At 65.7% G+C, this 15,389-nt stretch carries 14 protein-coding genes; 10 read left to right on the top strand and 4 right to left on the bottom strand.

The genetic code is table 11. The features are described from left to right. The first annotated feature begins 98 nt into the window (after nucleotides 1-98). The 9 genes from ACVW1B_RS06715 to ACVW1B_RS06675 all read left to right on the top strand — a co-directional run bounded on the left by ACVW1B_RS06715 (nucleotide 99) and on the right by ACVW1B_RS06675 (nucleotide 9,674). Nucleotides 99-1,973 (top strand): methylmalonyl-CoA mutase family protein, encoded by a 1,875-nt coding sequence (locus tag ACVW1B_RS06715; protein WP_456821381.1) that lies wholly within the window; start codon nucleotides 99-101, stop codon nucleotides 1,971-1,973. Then, nucleotides 1,970-2,440, top strand: a complete 471-nt coding sequence (locus ACVW1B_RS06710) for a GFA family protein (RefSeq protein WP_253609541.1) — start codon at nucleotides 1,970-1,972, stop codon at nucleotides 2,438-2,440. Before ACVW1B_RS06715 ends, ACVW1B_RS06710 begins: the two co-directional genes overlap by 4 nt. Nucleotides 2,441-2,495: 55 nt before the next feature. Further along, nucleotides 2,496-4,652 carry a methylmalonyl-CoA mutase gene (gene scpA, locus ACVW1B_RS06705; protein WP_456821380.1) on the top strand — a complete coding sequence of 719 codons (2,157 nt, stop codon included), beginning with the start codon at nucleotides 2,496-2,498 and terminating at the stop codon, nucleotides 4,650-4,652. Nucleotides 4,653-4,686: 34 nt separating this feature from the next. Continuing rightward, on the top strand, nucleotides 4,687-4,983 hold the full coding sequence (locus ACVW1B_RS06700) for a nucleotidyltransferase family protein (protein ID WP_092079466.1): 297 nt from the start codon (nucleotides 4,687-4,689) through the stop codon (nucleotides 4,981-4,983). 1 nt (nucleotide 4,984) lies between these two features. After that, on the top strand, nucleotides 4,985-5,329 hold the full coding sequence (locus ACVW1B_RS06695; protein WP_092079463.1) for a HepT-like ribonuclease domain-containing protein: 345 nt from the start codon (nucleotides 4,985-4,987) through the stop codon (nucleotides 5,327-5,329). Continuing rightward, nucleotides 5,326-6,111 carry an RsiV family protein gene (locus tag ACVW1B_RS06690; protein WP_456821379.1) on the top strand — a complete coding sequence of 262 codons (786 nt, stop codon included), beginning with the start codon at nucleotides 5,326-5,328 and terminating at the stop codon, nucleotides 6,109-6,111. The genes ACVW1B_RS06695 and ACVW1B_RS06690 overlap by 4 nt, the downstream gene beginning before the upstream one ends. Nucleotides 6,112-6,188: 77 nt before the next feature. Next, entirely contained in the window at nucleotides 6,189-7,181 is a 993-nt protein-coding gene (meaB, locus tag ACVW1B_RS06685; RefSeq protein WP_456821378.1) for a methylmalonyl Co-A mutase-associated GTPase MeaB, read from the top strand. Beyond that, nucleotides 7,178-7,825 carry a pyroglutamyl-peptidase I family protein gene (locus ACVW1B_RS06680; protein WP_456821377.1) on the top strand — a complete coding sequence of 216 codons (648 nt, stop codon included), beginning with the start codon at nucleotides 7,178-7,180 and terminating at the stop codon, nucleotides 7,823-7,825. The genes meaB and ACVW1B_RS06680 overlap by 4 nt, the downstream gene beginning before the upstream one ends. Nucleotides 7,826-8,300: 475 nt before the next feature. Further along, complete coding sequence (locus ACVW1B_RS06675; protein ID WP_456821376.1) at nucleotides 8,301-9,674, top strand: TIGR03808 family TAT-translocated repetitive protein; 1,374 nt, start codon at nucleotides 8,301-8,303, stop codon at nucleotides 9,672-9,674. Nucleotides 9,675-9,765: 91 nt separating this feature from the next. Here ACVW1B_RS06675 and ACVW1B_RS06670 read toward each other — a convergent pair whose 3' ends face one another. The 4 genes from ACVW1B_RS06670 to ACVW1B_RS06655 form a co-directional block, all read right to left on the bottom strand. Then, nucleotides 9,766-10,260: a TIGR03809 family protein gene (locus tag ACVW1B_RS06670; protein ID WP_456781139.1), complete on the bottom strand. Its 495-nt coding sequence runs from the start codon at nucleotides 10,258-10,260 to the stop codon at nucleotides 9,766-9,768. Between the two features lie 552 nt (nucleotides 10,261-10,812). Continuing rightward, nucleotides 10,813-12,495 (bottom strand): S8 family serine peptidase, encoded by a 1,683-nt coding sequence (locus ACVW1B_RS06665; protein ID WP_456821375.1) that lies wholly within the window; start codon nucleotides 12,493-12,495, stop codon nucleotides 10,813-10,815. A 37-nt stretch (nucleotides 12,496-12,532) separates the two neighbouring features. Further along, entirely contained in the window at nucleotides 12,533-13,252 is a 720-nt protein-coding gene (locus tag ACVW1B_RS06660; RefSeq protein ID WP_456821374.1) for a hypothetical protein, read from the bottom strand. After that, nucleotides 13,249-13,818: a sigma-70 family RNA polymerase sigma factor gene (locus ACVW1B_RS06655; protein WP_016843228.1), complete on the bottom strand. Its 570-nt coding sequence runs from the start codon at nucleotides 13,816-13,818 to the stop codon at nucleotides 13,249-13,251. Before ACVW1B_RS06655 ends, ACVW1B_RS06660 begins: the two co-directional genes overlap by 4 nt. Nucleotides 13,819-14,235: 417 nt before the next feature. On the opposite strand from ACVW1B_RS06655, the gene ACVW1B_RS06650 reads away from it, so the two are divergent. Next, nucleotides 14,236-15,384: a GGDEF domain-containing protein gene (locus tag ACVW1B_RS06650; RefSeq protein ID WP_456821373.1), complete on the top strand. Its 1,149-nt coding sequence runs from the start codon at nucleotides 14,236-14,238 to the stop codon at nucleotides 15,382-15,384. Nucleotides 15,385-15,389 lie beyond the last annotated feature (5 nt).

Here is a 15,389-nt window from a genome sequence, read left to right as displayed (position 1 = left end):
CATCGCAAACAACCGTTTGGCTTGGCCGCCCGCCCGTGGCAATTTCCGGCCAAATCAAGGGGGCCCCTCGCGGGGCCGGTGAAGGACGATTTGGGCGGATGACGACCTCGACTGACGATTTGGCTCTGGCTTCGGATTTTCGACCTGCGACCTATGACGACTGGCGCAAGCTGGTCGACGGCGTGCTGAAGGGCGCCCCGTTCGAGAAGCTGGTCGGCAAGACCTATGACGGCCTGAAGATCGATCCGATCTACCGCCGCGCCACCAATTCAAGCCCGCTTGCCGGCCGCGCCGCGGCTGCGCCCTGGCAGATCCTGCAACGGGTCGATCATCCCGATGCCGCACAGGCCAATGCGCAAGCGCTGCAGGATCTCGAGAACGGCGCGACCGGCCTCGAATTCGAGTTCGCCGGCGGTCCCGGCGCGCGCGGCTTCGGTCTTGCCGATGCCAGCAAGAAGACGCTGGCGCGCGCCTGCGGCGGCGTCCATCTCGATGCCGGCATCATGATCGCGCTCAACCCGGTGATCGGCCGCGAGAACGCCGGCGAGACCTTTGCCGACATGGTCGAGGCCCGCAAGCTCGACCCGGCCAAGCTCGATCTGCATTTCAATTACCAGGCACTCAGCACGATTGCCGTGCGCGGTGCTGCGACAGCCGGCTGGGCCGACTACGCAAAGCCGTTCGGCCAGGTGGTCAACGGCCTGATCAAGCGCGGCTTCAAGGGGCCGTTCGTGCTGGCCGACGGCCGGCCGGTCCATGATGCCGGCGGCTCCGAAGTGCAGGAACTCGGTTTCACGCTCGCGCTGGGCCTCGCCTATCTGCGCATGCTGGAAGACGCCGGCATCGATCTCGATGCGGCGCGTGCGGGCATCTCGTTCCGCCTCAGCGCCGATGCCGACCAGTTCCTGACCATGGCGAAATTCCGCGCGCTGCGCCGCCTCTGGGCAAGGATCGAAGAGGCCTGCGGGCTTGCGCCAAAGCCGATCTTCGTCAACGCGCAGACCGCCTGGCGCATGCTGACCCAGCGCGATCCCAATGTGAACATGCTACGTGCGACGATCGCGACCTTTGCGGCCGGGCTCGGCGGGGCCAATGCGATCACGGTGCTGCCGCACACGCTGGCGCTCGGCCTGCCTGACGACTTCGCCCGGCGCGTGGCGCGCAACACGCAACTCGTGCTGCTCGATGAATCCAACCTGGCAAAGGTGTCCGATCCCGCGGCCGGCGCCGGCGGCATCGAGACACTGACCTCGCAGCTCTGCGAGGCGGCGTGGACGCTGTTCCAGGAGATCGAGAAGGCCGGCGGCATCTTCGCCGCGCTCGAGCAGGGGCTGCTGCAAAACAAGGTCGCCGCGACGCGATTGCTGCGCGAGACCAATGTGGCGAAGCGCCGCGACGTGCTGACCGGCGCCAGCGAATTTCCGGATCTGCGCGAGGCCGCCCCCGCAGTGCTGGATGTGAAACCATCAGCGCCGGCGTCCCTCGCCGGCGCCAAGGTGAAATTCGACGCCCTCGCGCCGACGCGGCTTGCCGAACCGTTCGAGGCGCTGCGCGACAAGTCGGATGCCGCGCTGAAGGCGCATGGCGCCCGGCCGAACATATTCCTGGCCAATCTCGGCACCGCCGCGGACTTCACAGCCCGCGCGACCTTCGCCAAGAGTTTCTTCGAAACCGGCGGGATCGAGGCTATCGACAGCGAGGGTTTTGCCGACGCGGCGGCGCTGGCCGCGGCCTACAAGGCCTCGGGCGCGGCGATGGCGTGCATTTGTTCCTCGGATAAGGTCTATGCCGCCAGCGCCAGTGAGGCCGCCAGGGCCCTTCAAGGCGCCGGTGCAAGGCATATCTATCTGGCAGGGCGGCCCGCCGACCAGGAAGCGGCGCTGCGGGCGGCCGGCATCGGCGAGTTCGTCTTCGCCGGCGGTGATGCGCTGGCGACATTGCGCGAGGCCTATCGGCGGATGGAGCAGACATGAGCGCAGAGGCACCAACGACACCTGTTCTGACCGGCGGCTGCCAGTGCGGCGCCGTCCGATTTGCCGTCTCGGCGGCGCCGACCCGGATCAGCATCTGCCACTGCCGGATGTGCCAGAAGGCGTCCGGGGCGCCATTTGCCTCTTTCGCCGACATCGATCGCAACGACTTCAAATGGACCCGCGGCAAGCCCGCCGCGTTCAGGTCCTCCTCGATCGCCGAGCGCGACTTCTGCGCGGCCTGCGGAACACCCCTGAGCTTCCGCCGTATCGACGGGCCGCGGATCGAGATCATGACCGGCGCCTTCGACCGGCCCGACCGGGTGATACCGACGCAGCAATTCGGAACCGAGTCCCGCCACGGCTGGGTGGTCGGCATCGCCAACCTGCCGAGCCAGACCACGATGCAGAATTACGGACCGGACAAGATGGCGACGATCGTCAGCCATCAGCATCCGGACCATGATTGAGTTAGAAGCTACAGCGATTGATCGAACGCAATCGCCAGTTTGAGGAAGCCCAGGAATGACCCGCATTCCCAATTTCGCCGATGTCGCCTTCCAGCCCGTTGCCACCGCGGCCCCGGCCGCGAGCGCCGAGCCGTGGCTGACGCCCGAGGGCATCCCGGTGAAGCCCGTCTACGGCGAGGCCGATCTCGAAGGCATCGACTTCCTCGAGACCTGGCCGGGCATCGCGCCCTATCTGCGCGGCCCCTACCCGACCATGTATGTCAACCAGCCCTGGACCATCCGGCAATATGCCGGCTTCTCCACGGCAGAGGACTCCAACGCGTTCTATCGCCGTAACCTCGCGGCCGGACAGAAGGGCCTGTCGGTCGCCTTCGACCTCGCCACCCACCGCGGCTACGACTCGGATCATCCGCGCGTCTCCGGCGACGTCGGCATGGCCGGCGTTGCGATCGATTCCATCTACGACATGCGCACGCTGTTCGCCGGCATCCCGCTCGACCAGATGAGCGTGTCGATGACCATGAACGGTGCGGTGCTGCCGATCCTCGCGCTGTTCGTCGCGGCTGCCGAGGAACAGGGCGTGCCGCCGGAGAAACTGTCGGGCACCATTCAGAACGACATTCTGAAAGAGTTCATGGTGCGCAACACCTACATCTATCCGCCGGCGCCCTCGATGCGGATCATCTCCGACATCTTCGCCTACACCTCGCAGCGGATGCCGAAATACAATTCCATTTCCATTTCCGGCTACCACATGCAGGAGGCCGGCGCGACGCAGGACCTCGAGCTCGCCTATACGCTGGCCGATGGCGTCGAATATCTGCGCGCCGGGCTTGCCGCGGGCCTCGACGTCGACCGCTTTGCGCCGCGGCTGTCGTTCTTCTGGGCGATCGGCATGAACTTCTTCATGGAAGTCGCCAAGATGCGCGCCGCGCGGCTGTTATGGGCCAAGCTGCTCAAGCAGTTCAATCCGAAGGATCCGCGCTCGCTGTCGCTGCGCACCCATTGCCAGACCTCGGGCTGGTCGCTGACCGCGCAGGACGTGTTCAACAACGTGATGCGCACCACGATCGAGGCGATGGCGGCAACGCAAGGCCACACCCAGTCGCTGCACACCAACGCCCTCGACGAGGCCCTGGCGCTGCCGACCGACTTCTCCGCGCGTATCGCCCGCAACACCCAATTGTTCCTGCAGCAGGAGAGCGGCACCAACCGCATCATCGATCCCTGGGGCGGCTCCTACTATGTCGAGCGGCTGACCCGCGATCTCGCGCAGAAGGCCTGGGGGCACATCCAGGAGGTCGAGGCGCTCGGCGGCATGGCCAAGGCGATCGAGGCCGGCGTGCCGAAGCTCAGGATCGAGGAAGCCTCCGCCAAGACCCAGGCGCGGATCGATGCCGGCCGCCAGGCGGTGATCGGCGTCAACAAGTTCAAGCCCGAGAACGAGAAGCCGATCGACATACTCAAGGTGGAGAACTCCACCGTGCGGCGGCTGCAGATCGACAAGCTGGCGCGGCTCAAGAAGGAGCGCAACCAGAAGGACGTCGATGCGGCGCTCGCCGCCCTCACCCGCTCGGCGGGCGAAGGCAACGGCAATTTGCTGGCGCTGGCGATCGACGCCGCTCGCGCCAAAGCCACCGTCGGCGAGATTTCGGACGCCATGGAAAAGGTGTTCGGCCGCCACCGCGCCGAGATCAAGTCCATCACCGGCGTCTACAAGCGAGAGGCAGCGGCGATGTCCAACAAGGTCGAAAAGGTGCAGGCCCTGATCGATGCGTTCGAGGAGGCTGAGGGCCGACGTCCCCGCATCCTGGTGGCGAAAATCGGCCAGGACGGCCATGACCGCGGCCAGAAGGTGATCGCATCGGCGTTCGCCGATGTCGGCTTCGACGTCGATATCGGACCGCTGTTCGCAACCGCCGACGAGGCCGCCCGCCAGGCGGTCGAGAACGACGTCCACATTCTCGGCGTCTCCTCGCTTGCCGCGGCACATCTCACCGCGGTGCCCGAATTGAAGGCCGCGCTGAAGAAACACGGCCGCGACGACATCATGATCATCATCGGCGGCGTGGTGCCGCCGCAGGATTACGATGCGCTGTATGCGGCCGGCGCCGAGGCGATCTTCCCGCCGGGCACGGTAATCTCGGATGCCGCCGAGGAGTTGATCCACAAGCTCAACGCCCGGCTCGGCCATAGCGCGGCGGCGGAGTAGATGATAGATTAGCGGGATTGCAAGGTCCCAAACCATGACACGCGAAGAGATCGTGGCAGCGATACGAGAGAATGCCGATGCCATCAAGGCAGAGGGCGTGTCGAAGCTTGCGATCTTTGGATCGCGCGTGCGCGGCGACTATCGGCACGACAGTGACGTCGATGTGCTGGTTGAAGTCGAGCCCGATGCCTCGTTTTCGCTACTCAACCTGATCGGCGTCGAGCATATCATTGAAGACGCGACGGGCTTGCAGGCGCAAGCAACGATGAAGCGATCCCTTCCTCCTCGCCTGGCACAACGAATTGCCGACGATATTCTCGAAGTATTCTGACGTGCAGCCAACCGTTGCAGACCGCATAGGCCACATTGCCGCAGCGATCGATAGCATTCGGGACATAACGGCCGGGCAAACCCGCGAGAGCTTCACCAGCAATCTGGTGATGCGGCTGGCCGTGGAGCGGCTGCTTGAGATGATCAGCGAAGCATCAAGGCACATTCCAACCGATTTGAAGGCCAAGGAAACAGGTATCAACTGGAGGCGATTGGCCGATCTCGGAAACTGGTTGCGCCATGCCTATCATCGGACCGACGCTGGCTTGTTATGGATCATGATTGAGGATGATCTGTTGCCATTGAAGGCGTTCGTCGATCAACTCGCCAGGGAATCGAAGCATTGACTATCATCGTGAAGTGGGCCGTTGCCCTGATATCGGGCTTCGTCTTCATTTCCCTCGCCATCGCCGCAGACCCCAAGCCTGATGCCACGATCAGGAACGCAAGCATCGAGGCCAACGTCTATCTCGACGACAAGATCAAGGCAGACAGCGCGCTGGCAGCCGACTGCCTCGCGGAAGGCAAGAAGTGGATCGAGAAGAATGCCGCCGCGGCTGCGGCCGACCGCAAGCAGGAGCCTGAGCTTTTCAAAGATCGCGGCGGCTACTCGTTCGAACGCAAATACTCCGAGCGCTCCGTCGTCGACGGCCGCTATGTGAGCGTGCTGCGCGACGACTACATGGACACCCACGGCGCGCATCCGAACTCCGACGTCAACACCATCCTGTGGGACACCACGGCGAAGAAGCGCATCAGCATCCGTCCCTTCTTCACCGAGACGACGGACAACGGCCCGACTCTGACGGCGATGCGCAAGGCCATCGTCAGCGCGCTCAACGCCGAGAAGAAGCGGCGCGGCGCCGGCGAGACCGCAACCGCCGAGTGGTACAAGGAGTTGAAGCCAACCCTGCTCAAGATCGGCGCCGTGACGCTGGCGCCGTCGACCGTGTCAGGCAAGAGTTCCGGCCTCACTTTCCACTACCCGCCCTACGCCGTCGGCCCCTACGCCGAAGGCCAGTATGTCATCTTCGTTCCGTGGGAGACGCTGAAGCCGTATCTGACGGCGGAAGGCGCAAAAATCTTCGCCGGCGCGCGGCCGAAGGGCGATACGGACGAGCAGCAATAAGGCTTCATCAACAGGCCACGCCGGTGCCGATCCGCGTTCCCCTCGCCTGCCATGGCCAGCCGTTGTAAACCAACCCCATGATCGCATCGAAGCCTGCCGCTCCCGACATCAGCGCCCTCGCCAAGGGCCTCCGTGCCGGCCACCGCGCCGCGCTGGCGCGGGCGATCACGCTGATCGAGAGCCGGCGCGGCGATCATCAGGCGGCGGCGCGCGAGCTGGTGCAGGCGCTATTGCCCGACACCGGCAAGGCGGTGCGGGTCGGCATCACCGGCTCGCCCGGCGTCGGCAAGTCGACCACCATCGATGCGCTCGGCATGTTCCTGATCGAACGCGGCCACAAGGTGGCGGTGCTGGCGGTCGATCCCTCCTCGGCGCGCACCGGCGGCTCGATCCTCGGCGACAAGACACGGATGGCGCGGCTCGCCGTCTCCGACCAGGCCTTCATTCGCCCCTCGCCTTCTTCCGGCACGCTCGGCGGCGTCGCGGCGAAGACCCGCGAGGCGATGCTGCTGTGCGAGGCGGCCGGCTTCGACGTGGTGCTGGTCGAGACCGTCGGCATCGGCCAGTCCGAGACCGCGGTCTGCGATATGACCGACTTCTTCCTGGCCTTGATGCTGCCCGGCGCCGGCGACGAGCTGCAGGGCATCAAAAAGGGCCTTGTCGAGCTCGCCGACATGATCGCGATCAACAAGGCCGACGGCGACAACCTCAAGCGCGCCAACCTCGCCGCCGCCGACTATCGCAGCGCGCTGCACATCCTGGCGCCGCGCTCCGAGCACTGGCATCCGCCGGTGGAGACCTATTCCGCGCTGACCGGCGCCGGGCTCGACCGGCTCTGGCAGAAGATCCTCGACCACCGTACCGCGATGAACGCTTCGGGCGAGTTCGCCGGCCGCCGCAGGGAACAGCAGGTGAAGTGGATGTGGTCGATGCTGGAGAGCCGGATGATGGCGCGGCTGCGCTCGGATGCCGCGATCCGCGCCAAGGTGAAGAAGATGGAGGCCGAGGTCGCCGGCGGCCGCATCTCGCCCGCGGTCGCTGCCGAACAGATCGCGGAGATGCTGCATTGAGCGGCAGGCTGCGCATCCTCGTCACCGGCTTCGGGCCGTTCCCGGGCGCGCCGTTCAACCCGACCATGCCATTGGTGAAGCGGTTGACCGCCCTGCGCCGCCCGGCCTTCGACGACGTCGCGCTGTCGAGCCACATCTTCGACGTCACCTACGCCGCCGTCGATCGCGAATTGCCGGAGCTGATCGCACAACATCGCCCGCAAGCGCTCTTGATGTTCGGCCTCGCCGGCCGCACCGGCTATCTGCGGATCGAAAGCCGCGCCCGCAACGCGGTGACGACGCGCTTCCCGGATGCCGGCCGCCAGCATGCGCGCAAGGGATCGATCGAGGGCGGCGCCGATGCGCGCTTGTTCGGGCCTCAAACTGAAAAATTGCTGCGCGCCGCGCTGGCGACCGGGATCGACGCGCGAGCCTCGCGCGACGCCGGCAGCTATCTCTGCAACTACCTGAGCTGGCGCGCGATCGAGGCCGTGAACCACGACAATGACTTGCGCCTCGCGCAATTCGTCCACGTTCCGCCGCTCGCCCATGACGGCACGGCTGCACCCGGCAAATCATCGATCACGCTGGAAGCGCTCGTCGATGCCGGCGAGGCCATGCTGGTGGAGCTGGTGAAACTGACCCGGCAGGGCTCGCGCGCGTGAGCGCGCGGATCGGGCGGTGTAACTACACGCCCCTAGTTGGCATCGCGCGTACGCAAGCTCAACCGTAGACCCCAGCAAATGCTAAAATTGGATCGAATGACGAGGTCTGCAACGGCCATTCAGTGTCGTCCCGGCGAAGGCCGGGACCCATAACCACGAAAGATCATTGTTGAGCGTCGCTGCAATGACGAGTCCCGTTCACAACACAAGCCGCGGCGTATGGGTCCCGGCCTTCGCCGGGACGACGCCTGGGAAGGAGCCGTGGGCCCGCATCTCCCCGGTGTCGGGCCCGCGCATGCGCGCGTGATGATACCGGGGAACGCCTGTTTGACACGTGAATCGGTTGCACCCGCGATTAACCCTACCGCCAACAATCGCCCCGCTGCGTCGGCGTGTTCACCATGCCGCGCCGCCTTTCGCGCTACCACTCGACCCGCGAACGTCACCGCTCGCGAATGTTGCGAGGGCCAGGCCCATGGACGTCAACCGCCGCCATCTGATCGGAGCAACCGCCGCCGGCGCAGCCGGCGCGCTTGCGATGTCGCCTGACGCTGTGCGTGCCGCGGCGCCGTCGACCGGCTCGCTCGGCCGCGACGTCACGCAATATGGCGTGCATCCCGGCAGCCCCGACGACCAGACCCGCAATCTGCAGCGCGCGATCGATGACGCCGCGCGGGCGCAGGTGCCGCTCGCGTTCCCGCCCGGCGTCTACCGGACCGGCCCGTTGCGGCTTGCGCCCGGCAGCCAGCTGATCGGCGTGCGCGGCGCCAGCCGGCTGGTGTTCAACGGCGGCGCCTCGCTGCTGGAAGGCGAAGGCGCCGGCGGCGTCGTCCTGATGGGCCTCAGCTTCGACGGCGGCAACGTCCCGCTGCCGAACCGGCGCGGCCTCGTGCACTGCCTATCGGGCCGCGACATCCGCATCACCGATTGCCGGTTCACCGGCAGCGGCGGCAACGGCATCTGGTTCGAGCAGATGTCGGGCGATGTCAGCAACAACATCTTCACCGAGATCGCGACCACGGCGCTGGTGTCGTTCGACGCGATGGGCCTGATGGTGTCGCGCAACACCATCAAGGGCACCAACGACAACGGCATCGAGATCCTGCGCACCGCGATCGGCGACGACGGCTCGATCGTCGCAGACAACCGCATCGAGGACATCAAGGCCGGCCCCGGCGGCTCCGGGCAGTACGGCAACGCCATCAACGCCTTCCGCGCCGGCAATGTGATCGTGCGCGGCAACCGCATCAAGAACTGCGACTTCTCGGCGGTGCGCGGCAATTCGGCCTCCAACATCCACATCACCGACAACAGCGTCAGCAATGTCCGCGAGGTCGCGCTCTATTCGGAGTTCTCGTTCGAGGCCGCTGTGATCGCCAACAACACCGTCGACGGCGCCGCGATCGGCGTCTCCGTGTGCAATTTCAACGAGGGCGGCCGCATCGCTGTGGTCCAGGGCAACATCATCCGCAACCTGCTGCCGAAGCGCCCTGCAGGCACCGACCCGAACGACGGTGCCGGCATCGGCATCTATGTCGAGGCCGACAGCACCGTGACCGGCAATGTAATCGAGAACGCGCCGACCTTCGGCATCGTCGCCGGCTGGGGCAAGTACCTGCGCGATGTCGCGATATCAGGCAACGTGGTCCGCAACGCCTTCGTCGGCATCGGCGTCTCGGTGGTGCCGGGCGCCGGCACCGCGCTGATCAACAACAACATGATCTCGGAAACCCCGCGCGGCGCGGTGGTCGGGCTCGACCATTCCCGCCCGATCACGCCGGATCTGTCGGCAGGCGGCGCCCAGCAATATGCGCAGCTCGTGGTCGGCGCGAACGCGGTGCGGCGCTAGATCCGGAAAAGGGCGAAGCGGTTTTTCCTCGCGACAAACGCGGAACGCGCTTGCGCGGAGATCATGCTCAAAAATAAGCGAGAGCGGTCGCCTACAGCGCGTTGCGCAGCAGCGGATAGCGCCGCTGGATGGTGTCGAGATCGAGCACCGGCGGCGGCGCAGCCGGAGCGGGCATTTCCAGCGGCGGCGCGTCGGCGACCGTGGGCGGCTGCTCCAGCACCTCGGCCGCCGTTTCCAGCGCGGCCGCGACCGCCTTCATCGCCGCCTCGGCCAGGACCGCAGCCTCCGGCCGGCGCTCGGGCGGCGGCGAGATGTGGGGCGGCGGCAGTTTCGACCTGCCGCGGCCGAGCCAGGACAGATCGATCGGCGAATTGTCGAGCGAGGCTTCGCGCGACAGCAATTCGCGCCAGATGTCGACCGCGGCGCGGGCTTCCCTGATGTTCTCGAGAAAGGCCTGCTCGCTGTGATAGCGCCGCCAGCGCCCGGTATCGAACAGTTCGGTAAGGTGCTCCAGCCTTTGCTCGGCGAGGTTGCACCAGCGTGCAACGATCTCCTGGCCTCTGGCCACGTCGGTCCGATGTGTCATTCAACTTGCCCGCAGGAAAAGAAACGGACGCAGACGCAACCGAACCGAATCAACTGGACGTGACGCCGATATTCTGTGGAAAAGGTAAATAAAGTCTAACTAAATTCTTAATCGCGAACGGGCGATCGAAGAAGTCCGCTCTACTACGGAGTTTCTCGCGCGAACTGCCTTCAAGTCATCGACTTGCCATGGTGGCGATGCGCACCGCTCCCGGGCAACGCACGGCGGAAAGATCCACAGCAAACCGCCGCCGTCGCGCGTTTGCCCATCCCGTTGCGATCGGTCGGCGCCATCGTGCCGCGCACCGTCGAGTCCGTCATGCAAGGGTGCCCCCAAAATGAAAGACCCGTCCGGGGGGACAACCGGACGGGTCAAAGCCATATGGGCGCTTGGGGTGGATGGGCGCTCGCGCCTGATATAGCCGGGGAGGGTTAAACCGCTCCCACACACATAAGTCGTGAGAGGAAGGCGGACGTTCAAATCGCCGGCGATTTTTTTAACCTTCTCGCGCCGCGGTTCCATCGCACCGTTGCAGGCGTTCGGCGTCGAAAATCACTGCGCAGCACGACGATTTGCTGCGGAATCCTCCGATGCGATCGACGGCGCGGGGTCATTCGACATGCGGCTCACGGAAGTGTTATTGCCGTCGGCCTGCTCTGCAGGCTGCGACGGTTTGTCCGCGGCAGAGGCGACGGGAGCACTGGTCGCCGCCATCACCGCGGCAAGCGCATCCGCTTCCCCCGCACCGAACAGATCGTCACGTCCAGGTGTCCCGAGATCGCGCGCCGTGCTGGTCAGGACCCGTCGCACCTCGGCGGGCTTCAATGCCGGATTGCGTTCTAGCACCAAGGCCGCGATGCCGCTGACGAAGGCGGCCGAAAACGATGTGCCCGACATCAGCTGGTACTTGCCGTCAGGCACCGGCACGAGGAGGTCGGCGCCCGGGGCGGCCAGCGCGATATGGCTGCCGCGGTTCGAGGCGGCCATCAGCCGGTCGCCGGCATCGGTGCCACTCACCGCGATCACATCGGGATGGGCGGCCGGATACAGCGGCGGCGATGTCGCACCCGCATTGCCGGCCGCGGCGACCAACACGACGTCCCGCATCACGGCAGCGGCCACCGCGCGCTCGACCAGGGCGTCCTTCGGTCCGGCGAAGCTCATGTTCACGATCTGCGCGCCATGCGCCACCGCGTAGTCGAGGCTCCTGAGGATCACATAGGAGGTGCTCCCGGCGCCGCCCGCGACCGCACCGAAGGCGCGGATCGCCAGGATCCGCACTTCCGGCGCGCTCCCCGTGAGCCTGACACGCGCCGCAATCGCGCCGGCAATGGCGGTGCCGTGGGCGTTTGGAGCATCCTTGCTGCCGAGCGCATCGAACGTATCGGCGACCGTGTTCGCCAATTCCGGATGGGCGGCGTCGACGCCGGAGTCGATCACGGCAATGGTGACATTCATCCCGCGCGCCAGCTTGTGGGCCGCGGGCAGATGCAGCTGTGTCTGGGCATATTGCGCCGGATCGCTGCCGCCCGACGCCTTCTGGTCCTGCAGCGCGTAACGGTAGTTGGGCTGTACGGAGCGGACGCCGGCATCGCTTGCGAGCTCGCGGCTCGCCGTTTCGGCCGAACGATTGCCCAGGATGCGGAACAGGCCGATCGTCGCACCCAGCAGCGCGACATTCTGCGAGGCGATCCGCCTCAACCCATGACGGCGCGCGAGTGCATCTGCTTCCGCCTCCGTCAAGGCACCGTCGATTTCGGCCACGAGCTCATTCGGCACGGTTCGCACGCTCGACGCATCCTGTGCACGCAAACTGCCGCCACCGCCGGCCCTGCCCTTCCGCGTTGCGCCCTTGCCGCCGCCGTTGCCGGCAACCGGCCGGTCGGAACATTGGCCGCGATCGCCGTCATCGCAGCTGGCAGAGAGACGGGGCGCGGGGCGCACGGGGGACGGCACGCGCAATCGCGGCCCATCGTAGGTCCACGACGTGGCCGGGCCGCGGTCCACCGTCGGCGGCATGCGGCCAACCGGGCCGTCGAACCCGCCGGCGGGATTGCCACGAACCCTTCCGATACCGGGATTGGCCCGCAACCCGGGCGAGACCTGTGGCGCGCCACCGGTCGGCGATCGCATGAAATTCTGAGCGGAGGCGGAGCCGGCAACACAGACCAGCAACAAGGCTGCGGCCGCGGCGATCGCGTGGTTCGTCAAGCTGGTCCGGCCGTCGGCGGCCATGGTGACCTCAACTCGGCGCAGAACCGTCAGCCGCCGATTACGGCGTTTCGACCGCGAGGCTGACGATCTTCTCCTTCTGCAAACGCGCAATCAGCGCAGCGACGCTGCTCTTGTCCATTGCGCGGAACTGCAGCTGGAACATCCCGCCCTTCCCGTCGAGGATCGAGGCCTGGTAATTGTCGAGTAGCGACGTGATGTCGGCGACCCTGGCATCGGGTGTGAAGCGCACCAGCAGCCGGGTCGGCGTCGCCGCCACGCTGGCGCCGAGGTCGCGGGTGATCGGCGCACTGGGCGCGACCGGCGCACTGCGCTCGGCGACATCGAGCGACGCCGTCTGGAACAAGGCCGGCTGGCTGCGCATCAGCACCGCGCCGATCACGCCAGCCTGCAACAACACCACGACCGCACCGAGGCCGGACGACCACGCCAGCGTCCGCGGCGACAATTTCGAAAAGAACTCCGAGACAGAGGCCGACATGCGCGCGCCCATCGACGGCTTGTGTTCCGGCTCGGCATCGATCGCGGCGAACAGCTTCTGCATCGCGCGCGCCGAGGGCGCACCGAGACTCTCGTTGAGGCCGATGGTCTCGGCATATTCCTCGCGAATGACGGCATATTGCCGGGCGAGCTCCGGATCGCTCGCAAGCGCGTCCTCGACGCGGCGCGCATCACGCGCGTTCAGCGTGCCGGCCGCGTGCCAGGGCAGCAGCATCTCGATATCGTCAGGCTCTTGCACCTTTGTTCTCGCAGCCATCATGGCCAACCTCGCTCGACACCGGCTGCCTTCAGCAACTCGGCAAGTTTCTTGCGCGCATAGAACAGGCGCGTCTTCACGGTATTCTCCGGAATCCCCACGATCTCAGCGACATCTTCCACGGATTTCTCGTGATAGTAGACAAGATCGACAATTTCCCGATGTTCCGCCGATAGTCCCGTCAGGCACCTACGCAGCGTGTCACCGGTGTCCTTCTTCTGCACCACCGTTTCCGGATCGTCGGACGTGTCCTCGATCGCGTTCGCGGCCTCATCGTCCAGCTCGGCGTCCTTCCTTCGCCGCAGCGAAGACAACGCCTTGAACCGGGTAATCGCCAGAAGCCAGGTCGAAACGGCGGATCGTCCCTCAAACTTGCCCGCCTGACGCCACACGTCCAGGAAGACCTCGCTGATGAGGTCTTCCGCTACTTGTTCGTCCCGCACGAGCCGAAGCCCGAAGCGGTACACCCTGACATGGTGCCGCCCGTACAGCACCTGCATGGCAAGCCGGTCGCCTTGAGCGATCCGAGCGATCAGAACGTCGTCTGAAGCCGCCTGTGTCGCGCTCAATGCCCGTCTCGCAAAGTTGGTCTGAAGGGGGCGGTGCGTGGTTCGACGCGAGAGCCAAGATTCTTCACATTACGGCAATGTCCGCACTGCATGTGTGATCTATGCCACAGTCGGCGCTTCCAATGACGAAAAATCAGCCGAGACTCGATAAACGGTATCATAATAGTGGAAACTCTCGCGGACAGGCACCATCCGGCGCGACCATACCAAGGCTTTATCGGCACGCCAGCACCGTCACGAAGTCCGCCACGGCGCAGGCTTGCCGCACATCGCTCCCGTCTCGCCTCTGCGAACGGATTCCCCTTACGAAACAAGGGCGATGACCGGGCTACACCGGGGTAGATTCGGTTCCAAAAGATACCAAACCTAAAGGCTTTCCCACGTAGATTTTCGCCGGACTTCACCAATGGCGAGACCATGGGCAGCGCTGCGTCGTCACTTCCCAGTCCGATCGCGGGCGCATCGGAAAGCGGCCGTCCCAGGCTGACGGCCGAGCGCCTGGCGCGCCGGGCCAAGCAGCGCCGCCAGATCCAGTCGATGATCGCGGCCTGCTTCGTGCTCGACGCCGTCGTGCTGCTGATCTACGCGCATGGCGGCACCACGTCGGATTGGGTGGCGGCGGGCTACGCGCTGACCGGCCTCTGTCTGGTCGCCGTCTATGTGGTGCTCTCCGAGCGCGGCTTTCACGAGCGCTTCCGCGACCACTATCTGGTCGCGCCGCAATCGGCGATCAACATGGTGAACCTGCTGGTGTTCACCTACATCGCGCCGGAAGTCGGCGTGCTGTTTCTCTGCAACCTGTTCGTGGTGTTCGGCTTCGGTGCGCTGCGCACCTCGGCGCGGCAGACTGCGATCGTCTGGACCGTCATGGTGCTGGGCCTCGCCGCGCTGTTCCTCGGCACCGACAAGGCGATCGGGATGCCGACCGCGACCCGGATCGATCGCCTCGCCACCATGCTGGTGTTCGCGCTGACGATCGGGCGCTGCATGTGCCTCGGCATCTTCTCCAGCTCGATGCAGCAATCGCTGTACCAGAGCGGACTGAAGCTGAAGGAGGCCTATCGGCGCATCGAGGAGCTCGCGGAGCTCGATGAACTGACCGGCGCCTCCAATCGCCGCAGCATCATGCGCACGCTCGAGGAGGAGATCGCGCGCTGCGCCCGCAACGGCAGCTCCTGCGCGGTTGCGCTGATCGACCTCGACCATTTCAAGCGCATCAACGATGTCTACGGCCATCCAATCGGCGACGAGGCGCTGCGCACCTTCGCCATCGGCATGTTCGCCAACCTCCGCAGCGTCGATCGCTTCGGCCGTTACGGCGGCGAGGAATTTTTGCTGGTGCTGCCCGACCTGTCGCAGGATCAGGCGATGCGCGCGCTCGAACGGCTGCGCGCGATCATCGCCGATCTCGACTGGAGCGCATTCTCGCCCGGCATGCGGGTGACGATCTCCGCGGGCGTCACGACGCTCAAGCCGCGCGAAAACTCCGATACGTTGCTCGCCCGCGCCGATGGCGCGCTGTACGCAGCCAAGGCCAGGGGACGCAACCGCATCGCCAGCGCCTGAAATCC

It is taken from the genome of Bradyrhizobium sp. USDA 4502 (assembly GCF_054063355.1).
This window is presented reverse-complemented; position numbering and strand designations above follow the sequence as displayed.

What these genes read in the sequence shown, in the direction of transcription:
- ACVW1B_RS06715 (WP_456821381.1), top strand. Translation starts at nt 99, where the DNA reads ATGACGACCTCGACTGACGATTTGGCTCTGGCTTCGGATTTTCGACCT.
- ACVW1B_RS06710 (WP_253609541.1), top strand. Translation starts at nt 1,970, where the DNA reads ATGAGCGCAGAGGCACCAACGACACCTGTTCTGACCGGCGGCTGCCAG.
- scpA (WP_456821380.1), top strand. Translation starts at nt 2,496, where the DNA reads ATGACCCGCATTCCCAATTTCGCCGATGTCGCCTTCCAGCCCGTTGCC.
- ACVW1B_RS06700 (WP_092079466.1), top strand. Translation starts at nt 4,687, where the DNA reads ATGACACGCGAAGAGATCGTGGCAGCGATACGAGAGAATGCCGATGCC.
- meaB (WP_456821378.1), top strand. Translation starts at nt 6,189, where the DNA reads ATGATCGCATCGAAGCCTGCCGCTCCCGACATCAGCGCCCTCGCCAAG.
- ACVW1B_RS06675 (WP_456821376.1), top strand. Translation starts at nt 8,301, where the DNA reads ATGGACGTCAACCGCCGCCATCTGATCGGAGCAACCGCCGCCGGCGCA.
- ACVW1B_RS06670 (WP_456781139.1), bottom strand. Translation starts at nt 10,260, where the DNA reads ATGACACATCGGACCGACGTGGCCAGAGGCCAGGAGATCGTTGCACGC.
- ACVW1B_RS06665 (WP_456821375.1), bottom strand. Translation starts at nt 12,495, where the DNA reads ATGGCCGCCGACGGCCGGACCAGCTTGACGAACCACGCGATCGCCGCG.
- ACVW1B_RS06660 (WP_456821374.1), bottom strand. Translation starts at nt 13,252, where the DNA reads ATGATGGCTGCGAGAACAAAGGTGCAAGAGCCTGACGATATCGAGATG.
- ACVW1B_RS06650 (WP_456821373.1), top strand. Translation starts at nt 14,236, where the DNA reads ATGGGCAGCGCTGCGTCGTCACTTCCCAGTCCGATCGCGGGCGCATCG.